Annotated in this window: 7 protein-coding genes; all 7 read left to right on the top strand. The window is 51.5% G+C overall.

Features of this window, described 5'->3' with window-relative positions; translation table 11 throughout:
- The first annotated feature begins 3 nt into the window (after nt 1–3).
- The 7 genes from AC1DF0_RS16125 to AC1DF0_RS16095 all read left to right on the top strand — a co-directional run bounded on the left by AC1DF0_RS16125 (nt 4) and on the right by AC1DF0_RS16095 (nt 12,715).
- The gene (locus tag AC1DF0_RS16125) at nt 4–2,583 is read left to right on the top strand and encodes a DUF5696 domain-containing protein (protein WP_477574606.1); all 2,580 of its coding nucleotides are present in this window, start codon (nt 4–6) and stop codon (nt 2,581–2,583) included.
- On the top strand, nt 2,580–3,479 hold the full coding sequence (locus AC1DF0_RS16120; RefSeq protein WP_475821302.1) for an ABC transporter permease subunit: 900 nt from the start codon (nt 2,580–2,582) through the stop codon (nt 3,477–3,479). The genes AC1DF0_RS16125 and AC1DF0_RS16120 overlap by 4 nt, the downstream gene beginning before the upstream one ends.
- Before the next feature lie 29 nt (nt 3,480–3,508).
- Nucleotides 3,509–4,516, top strand: a complete 1,008-nt coding sequence (locus AC1DF0_RS16115) for a carbohydrate ABC transporter permease (protein WP_477574605.1) — start codon at nt 3,509–3,511, stop codon at nt 4,514–4,516.
- Between the two features lie 34 nt (nt 4,517–4,550).
- Nucleotides 4,551–5,582, top strand: coding sequence for a glycosyl hydrolase (locus tag AC1DF0_RS16110; protein ID WP_442049251.1), 1,032 nt, complete (start codon nt 4,551–4,553; stop codon nt 5,580–5,582).
- 99 nt (nt 5,583–5,681) lie between these two features.
- The gene (locus AC1DF0_RS16105; protein ID WP_477574765.1) at nt 5,682–8,252 is read left to right on the top strand and encodes a beta-mannosidase; all 2,571 of its coding nucleotides are present in this window, start codon (nt 5,682–5,684) and stop codon (nt 8,250–8,252) included.
- A 172-nt stretch (nt 8,253–8,424) separates the two neighbouring features.
- The gene (locus AC1DF0_RS16100; protein WP_477574604.1) at nt 8,425–10,713 is read left to right on the top strand and encodes a DUF5060 domain-containing protein; all 2,289 of its coding nucleotides are present in this window, start codon (nt 8,425–8,427) and stop codon (nt 10,711–10,713) included.
- Nucleotides 10,714–10,756: 43 nt separating this feature from the next.
- Nucleotides 10,757–12,715 carry a cellulase family glycosylhydrolase gene (locus tag AC1DF0_RS16095; protein ID WP_442049248.1) on the top strand — a complete coding sequence of 653 codons (1,959 nt, stop codon included), beginning with the start codon at nt 10,757–10,759 and terminating at the stop codon, nt 12,713–12,715.
- The last annotated feature ends 1 nt before the right edge of the window (nt 12,716 follow it).

Below are 12,716 nucleotides of genomic sequence, written 5' to 3'. Positions count from 1 at the left end.
CAAGTGAAAAACAGAAAGATTCTCGTTGCGGCGCTTTCTTGTGTCGCAGCAATTATCGTCATTGCCGCCGTGCTTATACTCGTTATTGACCGCGGCGTGAAGGCTGTGGACACAGCCTCTTACACGGAGACGACTGCGGAGCTTGCGGCCGGAAGCGAATTGAAGGCTCTGCCGGATTCGTCGCAAGGCGTACCGGGGATGAAGCTCGTAGCGGATAATGAAGAGGTGTCGCTGTATTTCAATCCGGAGACGACGGAAGTCGCCGTTAAGGATAAACGCGAGAACCGGATATGGTACAGCAATCCGGAGAAGCGCGCTGAAGATACGATCGCATCGCCATACGAGAAGGAAGTTATGTCGTCGCAGGTGTCCGTCAGCTATCGCGATTCGGTAGGGACGCTGAATACGTTCACGAACTTCGCGAAGAGCATCAGCTCGAAGCAGTTTACAGTGGAAAGCATCGCCAGCGGCGTGCGCATTACTTATACGCTTGGTGATATGTCGCTTGGCGTCGATGCACTGCCGAAGTATATTAGCAAGGCGCGAATGGAAGAAAAGCTGATCTCGAAGCTCGATGCATCGCAAGCGAGATACGTCTCGACGCGATATTATCCGAAGGAAGGCAGCGACGATATATTGGAACGTCTCGACGAGCAAGTATCGAAGCAGCTCGTCCTTAACAAGATGATCGCGGCTTTCCAGGCGGCGGGTTATACCGAAGAGGATCTTGCCTTCGACAACGCGGAGAACGGCGTCTCGGGCGGCGGCGCAAGCGACAAGCCGACCTTCACGATCCCGCTGGAATATCGTCTGGACGGCGGCGAGCTGCTCGTATCCGTACCTGTCAGCCAGATCAAGGAAAGCGGTCCCTTTAAGATCGGCACGATCGAACTGCTTAACTTCTTCGGAGCGGCAGACATGGGCACGGACGGCTACATCTTCGTGCCTGACGGTTCAGGCAGTCTTATTAATCTGAACAACGGCAAAGTGAAGGAAGAGCAGTACGTACAGAAGGTGTACGGCTTCGACCCGAATGACAACAGCTGGCGGCGCGGACAAGTGACGGAGAGCGCTAGATTGCCGGTATTCGGTATGAAGGCGGGCGAAGCGGCTTGGTTCGCGGTTATTGAGAAAGGCGACGCGATCGCAAGCATCGCGGCCGATATTAGCGGTCGCAAAAATTCATACAACTACGCTTATACGACATTTGCTCTTCGCGGAGAAGATGAGCTGGAGCTGTATACGGGAGCTAACATTCAAGAAATTCAATTGCTCGGCGAGCAAATCTATACCGGCGATATTCAGATTCGATACAGCTTTCTCCCAAGCGAGCAAGCAAGCTATTCCGGTATGGCCGAGCTATATAGAGAGAAGCTTGTGAAGGAACAATCGCTTCAGCCGCTTAGCGGCGACAAGCAATTGCCGTTCTATCTGACGATCACGGGTTCCGTTGACAAAAGAAAATCGATGCTTGGCGTGCCTTATGACGCCGTCATCTCGATGACTAGCTTCAAGGAGGCATCGCAGATTGCATCGGAGCTGAAGCAGGACGGCGTTGACCGGCTGATGATGCGTTATGCCGGTTGGTTCGGCAAAGGCGTCAACCATAAGACGCCGGTTAAGCTTAAGACGGACGGCGTGCTTGGCAGCAAGAAAGAGCTGAGCGCTCTGGCGAAGCAGCTCGAGGAAGCGGGAGGCATGCTTTTCCCGGATGTGGCATTCCAACAAATGTACCATGACGACAGCGCCTTCTCTCCTTCATCCGATGCGTCGAGGTTCGTCACTCGCGAGGAAGCGGAGCTGTATCCTTACAACCGGGCTTTAAACCGAATGGATATGACACTAGGCACTTATTATTTGTTGTCGCCGGCAAAGCTGCCGTATTATGTCGATAAGTTCATCAATCAATACGATAAGCTTGGCATGGAGGGTCTATCCTTGCGTGATCTTGGCGGGATGCTGACGTCTGATTATCGGGTTAGCCGGGTCGTACAGCGCGAGACAGCGAAGGAAATCGTCAAGGAGCAGCTCGGCAAGCTGGACGAGAGCATCGGCGAGACGATGCTCGCCGGCGGCAATTCGTACGCACTCCCGTATGCTGATCATTTGATTGATGTACCAACTGCTTCCAGCGGCTTCCTAATTACGGATGCAGAGGTGCCGTTCTACGAAATGGTCGTGCACGGATTCATCGATTATGCAGGCAAAGCGATCAATCTTAGCGATGAGCAAGATACGAAGCAGCAATTGCTGAAGGCGATCGAGCTAGGCGCGGCTCCTTACTTCTCATGGACGTATGAACCGTCCTCGAAGCTGAAGTTCACGCATTTTGACACAAGCTTCTCTACTTATTACAAGGATTGGTATGATGAAGCGTTAGCTATGTACAAAGAAACGAATGCCGCGCTTGCGCCTCTCCGAAACGAGAAGATGGTGGAGCATATCCGCCATCAAGAAGGTGTTGTCGAAGTGAAGTACAGCAATGGCAGCTCGATCATCGTCAATTATACGGATCAAGCGGTGAACGTTGGCGGCGTTACGGTTGAACCACAACATTATTCGATAGGCGGTGAACAGCCATGAATGGAACGAAGCTTACATTAGCCCACAAACGCTCATTGCTCGGAATCGCCTTCATCTTGCCTTGGTTGATCGGTTTCATTCTGCTGTTCGCGGCGCCGCTCTTCCAATCGCTGCAATTCAGCTTCAGCAAGCTGACTGTCGGAATTAACGGCTTCGAGCTGGAGGGAGCCGGCTGGAGCAACTTCAATAACGCTTTGTTCGTCGATGCGACGTTCAACCGGATATTGACCCAGTCGGTATCGGAGATGCTGCTTAACGTGCCTATGATCTTGTTTTTCAGCTTATTCTCCGCAACGCTGCTGAACCAGAAGTTCCGGGGAAGAACGCTCGCGCGGGCGATCTTCTTCCTTCCGGTCATTCTGGCATCGAACGCGATTGCTTCGGCCGAGTCGGCAGGTCTTATCAACCTTGTCGGCGATGCCAGCGTCGTGAATGAAATGGGCGGCTCGACATCGCAATACAACATCATGTCGATGGTTATGATCTTAAGCGATATCGGCCTTCCGATCTCATTCGTCGACTATATCGTCAGCGCCATTATGCGCATTTACGAGATTATTACGAGCTCCGGCGTTCAAATTCTGATTTTCCTGGCGGCACTGCAATCCGTGCCCGGCTCGATGTATGAAGTAGCTAAGATGGAAGGCGCAACGGCTTACGAATCGTTCTGGAAAATTACGTTTCCGATGGTTAGCCCGCTCATCTTGACGAACATCATCTATACGGTTATCGATTCGTTCGCGGGAAGCGCGGTAACCGACATCATCTTCACGACCGCATTCAAAACGCAAAATTTCGGGCTTAGCTCAGCCATGTCATGGATTTATACGCTTATCGTCAGCTTGATACTCGTCATTATCGGATGGGTGCTGGCTAAGAGAATCCATTACAACTAAGCGCCAGCCATAGCGAAGGAGGAAACAAGATGGAAGCTCAAGCTTCTGAGGCGGTCCGCAGTGAAGCGAACAAATACAAGCTCCAAAAGGCGAGAAACAAAACGGTTGATATTCTTTTCTCGATCTTCCGTTATCTGCTCGTCATCGGCATCTCGTTCATTATCATTTATCCGTTGCTGATGAAGTTCTCGACCGCATTCAAGGACAAAGTCGATATTTACAATCCGACGATCTATATGGTCCCTGTCCACTTTACGCTCGACAACCTGAAGCTGGCGATGGAAATATTGGATTACTTCCCGCTGCTTAGCAACACGATGCTGTTCGTCGTCATTACGACGCTGCTGACAGCCGCGTCTTGCGCGCTCGCCGGCTACGGATTCGCCCGGTTCAACTTCCCGGGCAGCAATATTTTGTTCGCGCTCGTTATTTTAACGATTCTTGTGCCGACCAGCACGCTGCTCGTCCCGATGTACCTGCACTTTAGAAGCTTCGATGTGCTTGGACTGATCTCCTTATTCACCGGCAAGGAAGGCGTTAATCTGTTGAACACGTATTGGCCGTCGATAATTACGTCGGCTACGGCAATGGGGCTGAAGGCCGGGTTGTTCATCTACATTTTCCGCCAGTTTTTCAAAGGGATGCCGAAGGAAATCGAAGAGGCGGCGCTTATCGACGGCGCTGGCGGCGTTAAGACGTTTTTGCGCATTATGCTGCCTAACGCTATACCGCCAATCATTACCGTCATCTTGTTCTGCTTCGTATGGCAATACAACGATACGATCTATACGTCGCTGTTCATGAGCGAGACTTCGCTTATGCCGATCAAGATCGCTTCGCTGCCGGCTCAGGCGAACGCGCTTATTCCAGTATTGACGGGTGTAGGAAGCGGAACGAATGTGAAGGCCGACCCGAACCATGTCGCGCTCATTATCGATACGGGAATTTTGCTTGCTATTATTCCGCTCATTATCTTGTACTTGATCGTACAGCGCTATTTCGTAGAGAGCGTTGAGCGTTCCGGTATTATCGGTTGATAAATGAAAAAGTCATGAATAGGAGAAGCCGCTAATGATAAACACGAACGATCAAGCCACATTTCAAGTAGAGCCGACGCTAATTAATCCGAATGCGGAAGATAATGCGAAGCGGCTCATGACCTACTTATGCGACATGTATGGAAAGCGGATTTTGACGGGACAGCAGATTGGCGTCGTTACTTCTCCGGAGGTAGAAATCATTTACGAAACGACTGGCAAATATCCAGCGGTATACGGTTTCGACTTTATGAACTACTCGCCTTCGCGAACGGAGCGAGGTTCCACATGCAGCGATACCGACATCGCGATCGACTGGTGGAATAAGGGCGGAATCGTCACTTTTTGCTGGCATTGGAACGCGCCGAAGGACCTTATCGACGAGTTGCCGGATCGCAACTGGGACAGAGGCTTCTATACGAACGCCACAACGTTCGACATCGAGAAAGCGATGGCCGACGAGGCGTCCGACGAATATTTGCTGCTTATTAGGGATATCGACGCGATTACGATTCAGTTGAAGCGGCTGCAGGAGGCAGGCGTTCCCGTACTTTGGAGACCGCTGCATGAAGCGTCTGGCGGTTGGTTCTGGTGGGGGGCGAAGGGCGCCGAGCCTTGCCTGAAGCTGTGGAAGCTGATGTACGAGCGGATGACGAACGTACACAAGCTGAATCATCTCATCTGGGTATGGAACGGGCAGCATGCCGATTGGTATCCGGGTGACGAGTACGTCGATATTATCGGTGAAGATATTTATCCGCCTGCGCAGACGTATGAGTCGCAGTCCGAGCGGTTCCAACAAGCTCGGTCCTACACGAAAGCGAGCAAAATTATCGCTTTGTCCGAGAACGGCCCGATTCCGGATCCGGATCTGATGCTTCGCGATCAAGCACCGTGGGCATGGAATTGTACGTGGTATGGCAACTTTGTCTTTACGGAGAAGGATGGCGTTAGGGAGTATTCAGGCGACTATACGGAGCTTCAGCAGTTGCTCAAGTTCTATCATCATCCATTCTCGGTAACAAGAGACGAGATTCCCGATCTGAAGAGCTATCCATTGCGCTAACTTGTTAGGTAAAGTAGGATAAAAAGAGAGATATAATTATAACTAAAAGTGTGGTAGGACGACAGAAGTTACAGTGGATACACACAACAGGAGGATATGATGAGAGAAACATTTACGCTAACAAACAATTGGAATTTTAAGTCCGTCGAGGAGGAGAAGTGGCTCCCGGCCGTCGTACCAGGCTGCGTTCATACCGATTTACTGAAAAATGGTGTCATCAAAGATCCGTTCTATGCGACGAATGAGCATGATTTGCAATGGATCGACAAAATAGACTGGGAATACGAATCTACCTTCGACGTGCCTCTCAGCTTACTGGCTTTATCGTCTATCGAGCTCGTATTCGACGGACTTGATACGTATGCCGAGGTTTATGTGAATGGTACACATGTGTTGTCTGCAAACAATATGTTCCGTTCTTGGCGCGCGGATGTGAAGGAATATGTGAAAGAGCAAGGCAACAGCCTTCATATTGTGTTCCGCTCGCCGATACGCGAGGATCTGCCTAAGATCGAGGCGCTCGGCTATAATTTGCCGGCTTCGAACGACCAGTCCGAGCTTGGCGGGTTAGGCGACGATAAAGTTAGTATCTTTGCGCGCAAAGCGCCTTATCATTATGGCTGGGACTGGGGCCCGCGCTTCGTTACGAGCGGGATATGGAGAGAGGCTCGGCTGGAAGGCTGGTCCGAAAGCGTCATCTCTGATCTGTATGTAGAGCAGAACGAGGTGTCCGCTTCCGAAGCCAAGCTTACCGTTCATGTCGAGCTGGAATCCGAACAGGATTGGAGCGGGACGCTTCACCTTTCCGCAGATGGCTTGACTTGGGAAAGCGAAGTAAGCGTGAAGGCGGGTAAACAAACGCTCGCCGTTCCGGTTGTCATCGAGGATCCGAAGTTATGGTGGAGCAGAGGTCTGGGCGAAGCTCATCTGTACTGCTTCTCGGCTAAGCTGCTTGCGGGCGATAAGGTCGTTGCCGATAAATCGGTTCGTACCGGCTTGCGCAAGGTAAAGCTTGTAAGGGAAAAGGATGCCGTCGGCGCAAGTTTCTACTTCGAGCTGAACGGCGTGCCCGTATTCGCGAAAGGCGCGAACCATATTCCGAATGACAGCTTCATTACGGAAGTGACGGCTGAGCGATACAGACATGAGATCGCATCGGCTGCGGAGTCGAACATGAACATGCTGCGTATTTGGGGCGGCGGCATTTATGAGCAGTCGGTCTTCTATGAGCTGTGCGACGAATACGGCATTCTCGTTTGGCAGGACTTCATGTTCGCATGCAGCATGTATCCGGGCGATGAGGCGTTCCTTGCCAATGTGAGAGCGGAAGCGGAACAGAACGTGAAGCGTCTGCGCAATCATCCGTCCGTCGCATTATGGTGCGGCAACAATGAGATTGATTCCGCTTGGGCGCAATACGACGAGACCGGCGGCTGGGGCTGGAAGAAGAATTATACGGCCGAACAGCGCGAGAAGATCTGGGCGGACTATGAAGCGATCTTCCATAGCATCTTGCCTGAAGTAGTGGAGAGCTATGCTCCAGGCATCGATTATTGGCCGTCCTCGCCGATCGTATCGGTATCCGGCGACATTAACCAGCATGCGCATCCGCTCACGACGGAAGGGGACGTCCATTATTGGGGCGTATGGCATGCGGTTGAGCCTTTCGAGAACTACAATGTGAAGATTGGCCGCTTCATGAGCGAATACGGCTTCCAGTCGTTCCCTGAGTACGATACGGTCATGACATTCGCGACCGAGCAGGATCTGGCGCTGGACTCGAAGGTGATGCGCGCCCATCAGAAAAATGGCGACGGCAATCGTCTCATCAAGCAGTATATGGACATCTATATGAACGAGCCGAAAGATTTCCCGTCGTTCCTGTATATGAGCCAGGTGCTGCAAGCGGAAGCGATGAAGATGGCTATCGAAGCGCATCGCCGCCGGATGCCATATTGCATGGGCACGCTATATTGGCAGATGAATGATTGCTGGCCGGTCGCTTCATGGGCGGGCATTGATTATTACGGCAAGTGGAAAGCGATGCAATATTACGCGAAACATAGCTTCGAAGATACGATTCTTTCATTCGACCGTTCGGAAGACGGACATGTGCGCGTTCATTTGGTTACGGATAAGCTTGAAGATGTCGAAGGAAATCTTACGCTGAAACTGTACGATTTCTCAGGTAGGCTGGTAAGAGAAGCGACTGCCCCAGTAGCTATGCAAGGCAATAGCGCTGCGGTCATCTATTCGCTGAACGAAAGCGAATGGCTTGGCGGACGCGAAGCGGGTTCCATTGTGCTGCATGCGGAGTTCGCTGCTGCCGGGGGTAGTGAAGCTTCTGCGATCAGCAAGCTATTCTACTTCGCTAGCGCGAAGGAGCTTCGGCTAGAGGCGGCGACGATTACAGTGAAGGAAGTATCGGGCAGCGATGGAACGGCGTATGAGCTTTCGACGGATAAGCTGGCGAAGCAAGTATGGCTGAAGACGGAGCGCGCGGGCCGCTTCACCGATAACTTCTTCGATCTGATCCCAGGCGTAACGAAGGTCGTTCTATTCGTGAATCGCGAGGAAGGCGAAGCAGTAAGCAAACCAACCGCTACTAACGCAATTACAGTAAGCTCGATGATTGATTACTTGGCTGAAAGTCAGGTTAAAGTCGTATAAAAAGATTTGAACAAAGGCTGGGGACGGGCAAGAAGGTTCTCCAGCCTTTTGTTCGAAATTCAGCAATGAATATAGTGAGTTTGTTTCGTCTGTAGATGCTGTTTGACTGTACGAATTCCACTCAAATCTAGACAGGAATTGAAATAGAGAGCGTTCTTAGTAGGGGGCCGATATGTTAAAAAGAAAACAGTGGTTCATGGCGGGTGCGTCACTTTTCGTCATCATTTTGGCGGTAGTCGTTGTATGGCAGATTAACGATAATGGCAATTCTGATGCTGTTCAAGCGCCAATCCTTGTTTTGCAAGACCCGGACGGTGATGCAGGGCCTGTGATTACTTCTATTGAAGCAAAAGCAGGGGCTGAAGCTGTAGAAGAGGGAGAAAGTCCGAAGCCGGTCACGCTGTTAACCTATGACAAGCTTGAACTTGCGCTTGACATGAAAGCCGAATACGTTAATCCGTACGATCCGGAGGAGATTGACGTTCGGGCCGTTTTCCTTGCGCCTAGCGGCAAGGAGTGGCGGATCAACGGCTTTTATAACGGAGCAGCATGGCGGCTGCGGTTCGCGCCTAATGAGAGTGGAAAGTGGCGGTATAAGGTGGCCGTGACGGATAAGTCGGGAACCTCGGTTAGCGAGGAAGCGGAGTTCGTTGCGGAGCAAGGCGCGAATAAAGGCTGGATACGCGTGTCCGATACGAATAAACGTTTCTTCGAATACGACGATGGTTCTTCCTTCTATGGGGTTGGTGTCGCATATCCGTGGGGAATAACAGAGAGCAACTTGACGAAGATCGCAGACAACGGCGGCAATCTGGTTACGTATTGGAATGGCAACTACGACAACGCGGGCATGGGCGGCGGCAAGGAGCAGCTGGAATCATCTGCTTCCGGAATCGGCAGCTACGATATGCTGAAGGGCTTCCGCATAGATGAGCTGGTCGATTGGTTCGGTGCGCGCGATCTTCATATGAATTTTGTTATTTGGCCGCATGATTCCTTGGCTGATGAAATCGAGAACTGGCCGGCGACCTGGAAGCGCAGCGCTTATTCGTCGCTCGGATCGGCGGAAAATTTCTATAGCAGCGAAGAAATGTGGAAATACCAGGAGAAGCTGTACCGCTATATAATCGCTCGGTGGGGTTATAGCTCCTCTATCGGCATATGGAACTTGATTACCGAGATTAACGGAACGGACGGTTGGGCGTTCGGCCGCCAAGACGAGGCGAACGCTTGGGTAACGAAGGTGCATAACTATTTCAAGGGGAACGATCCTTACGGACATCCAACGATGGGCTCAATGGCCGGCGGAGGAGAGGACTTCTKGGATCATGGCTACAAGACGCTCGATATTGCGGATCGCGAGAACTATTACGATCTAAACTTTGGCGCGTACGCGGAAGATATCGGGTTGAGATGGAAGCAATACGAGAAGCCGGTTATGACCGGAGAGACCGGCAATGTAACGGACGCCGTTGTCCATCATAACTCGATGTGGTCTTCGCTAGCGAACGGCGCAGCATCCGGTCCTATCTGGTGGGCGCTTGAGAGCTATAACGATGAGATGTATAAGCAAATGAACGTCTTCGCTTCATTCGTTCGGACGATCGACTTCAACGAGCAGCGGCAGCCGGTTACGATGGATACACCTAAGGTGAATCAGCAATTAGCGCATGAGGTGATGCTTGAGGATGGATCCGATGCGGCGAATTGGTTGATGCCAGACTGGCCGGAAGCGAATAAGGATGCGACAGGTTCGCTGTTTAAGCCGGAAGCGACAGGCGGTGCGATACAGACGTCGATGCGGTTCGCAACGGGAAGTTTTGCGCAAGGCTTCCTTCAGCAAGTTGGCGGTAAGTCAGACTGGCAAGGCTATGACGAGCTGCTCATAGACGTATATGCCGACTATGAAGGTGCAGAGCCGCTTAAAGCTAGACCGGTGCTGATGCCTAACGGTAATTGGACAGAGGGTGACGATGCCAGCGACATCGTGTTGCAAAGCGGGGAATGGACGACACTGCGTGTTCCGCTAACGGATGTACCAGCCGGCTATTGGCGGGAAGGCAAGCTGATTACGGGCGAGCAGCTTAACCAAATTAGCGGCTGGGGCGTTAAAGTCTATGCGTCTAGCACGGATAAAGCAGCGGGAGCGGCCGTAGTGAAACTGCGCAATCCGCGACTTAGCGCTGCCGAACCGCCATCCATAGAGATACATGATAGCGAGGGCTGGACGATGGTTGGAGCAAAAACGTCCTATGGTTGGCTTGTCAGCGAGAATGGCACAATCGGAGGAAAGACGGCAACGATTAACGGATTCGGGGAAGGCGAGGCTAAGGTGACGTGGTTTGATGCGTGGACGGGAGAAGAGGCCGGAACGTCCGTTGTCCTACCGGAGAATGGCGCGCTTAAGCTGACGGCTCCTGCAAGCGAAAGATCGGATATGGCATTTCTCATTACACGTTAAGGCAAGCTGCTCTTATTCGTATTCAGGAAAGGGGACAGGTGGGATGAGGAAACTCAACTTGTCTACGATTGCGATTGCTATTGTATGCGTTGCCATTGTGTTGGCAGGGATAGGCATGTCGGCACAGCCGCTTTACGCGGATAAGAAGAAGGAGGGAAATGAAATGAATATGCAGGCTTACGTAGATGCGATGCAGCCAGGTTGGAATTTGGGCAATACATTCGATGCTACCGGTTCGGAGACGTCATGGGGCAATCCGGCTACATCGAAGGAATTAATTGAGAGTCTGGCCGGTCAAGGCTATCGAAGCATTCGTATTCCGATTACGTGGAAGCACAGAATGGGCGACGCGCCCGATTACCGTATTGATGATGCATTCATGGATCGCATTCAGGAGGTTGTGGATTGGTCGCTTGATGCGGGAATGTACGTCATGATTAACCTCCATCACGATTCGCATTGGATATTCGATATGGAATCGAATCATGACGACGTATTAGGCAGATATAAGTCGGCATGGGTACAAATTGCGGACCGCTTCAAGGATTATCCGATGGAGCTGATGTTCGAGGGCATTAATGAGCCCCGTTTCTCGGAAGATTGGGGCAGAGATACGGAGACTTACTTTGTTATGCTGGATGAATTGAACACTTCTTTCCATTCGATTGTTCGCGGATCGGGCGGATCGAATAAGCTGAGACCAATCGTGCTTTCAACGCTGACGGCATCGTCCTCGCAGAAACGATTGAATGAGTTGGATAAAACAATCGCCAAGCTGGATGACAAACGGATTATTGCCACGGTTCATTATTACGGCTTCTATCCGTTCAGCGTTAATCTAGGTGGAGTTACGACGTTTAACGAAGAGGCGCGCAATGATCTTGTACAAACGTTCGATCGCGTTCATGAAACGTTCGTAGCCAAGGGCATTCCGGTCATTATCGGGGAATTCGGTCTGCTTGGCTTCGATAAATCGGTTGACACGATCGAGCAAGGCGAGAAGCTCAAATATTTCGAGTATTTGGGTTATTACGCGAAGCAGAAGCAGCTCACTACGATGCTGTGGGACAACGGGCAGCACTTTGACAGACGAGCTCTCGAATGGAAGGATCCTGAGCTGTTCGCCGTTATGAAAGCTTCTGCTGGTGGGCGATCATCGACTGCGTCTACCGATCAGCTATTCGTGAAGAAGGATGCAGAAGCAGCGGATCAGAACGTTACGCTTCAATTAAACGGCAATACGTTAAGCGAGCTTCGGCAAGGAGACAAAGTGCTTGCCCGGGGAGTCGATTACGAGCTGACCGGTGATACGCTCACGATCAGTGCTAATTTGATTAAGTCGTTGCTAATGGATGATTACGGCATACAGGCAGTTCTAACTGCCGTATTCTCCGCAGGCGCGGACTGGCATATTCATATTATTCATTACAATACCCCGATACTTAAAAATACGGAAGGAACTAGCGGCGGATTGTCTATTCCGACGGCTTTCAAGGGCGATCGGCTTGCGACGATGGAGGCGGTGTACGCAGACGGACGAAACACGGACCCTAATGATTGGACGCCATTTAAAGAAATGGCGCACTCCTATAAGCCGGCGTATGACCTCAGCGCGATTATATTGACGAAAGAATTTCTAGAACAGCTTAATGATGGCGACATTAAGCTGCGGATGCATTTCTGGAGCGGTGAAGTCATCGACTATAAGCTTGCGAAGTCGGGGACTGCGATCGTAGGCGTTTCGTCTAATGATCCGGAGGCAACGGCAGAGCAGGTTCAACCGGAGGCAGACGGCGATGAGCCATCGCAGCCGGGCGGCTCAACTGTTGCGATAGAAGGCGAGCCATCACAGGAGGTTGCCGCTGCTGCGGAGGACGACGGAGAATCTGATTCTGCAAATGGAAGGATGGCTGCAGGCGCAATTGGTCTCGTAGCGGTAATAGCAGCGGGAGTACTAGCGGGCATTCTGATGCATAATCGCAATCGGAGAAAACATAAATAAG

This window comes from Paenibacillus sp. 05T425, from assembly GCF_056396205.1.
Note: the sequence above shows the minus strand (reverse complement) of the source record. Positions and strands in the feature narration are given on the sequence as shown.

Bases quoted from the DNA above. Each gene is read 5' to 3' on its own strand.
- AC1DF0_RS16115 (WP_477574605.1), top strand. From the start codon at position 3,509: ATGGAAGCTCAAGCTTCTGAGGCGGTCCGCAGTGAAGCGAACAAATAC.
- AC1DF0_RS16095 (WP_442049248.1), top strand. From the start codon at position 10,757: ATGAGGAAACTCAACTTGTCTACGATTGCGATTGCTATTGTATGCGTT.
- AC1DF0_RS16105 (WP_477574765.1), top strand. From the start codon at position 5,682: ATGAGAGAAACATTTACGCTAACAAACAATTGGAATTTTAAGTCCGTC.
- AC1DF0_RS16110 (WP_442049251.1), top strand. From the start codon at position 4,551: ATGATAAACACGAACGATCAAGCCACATTTCAAGTAGAGCCGACGCTA.
- AC1DF0_RS16120 (WP_475821302.1), top strand. From the start codon at position 2,580: ATGAATGGAACGAAGCTTACATTAGCCCACAAACGCTCATTGCTCGGA.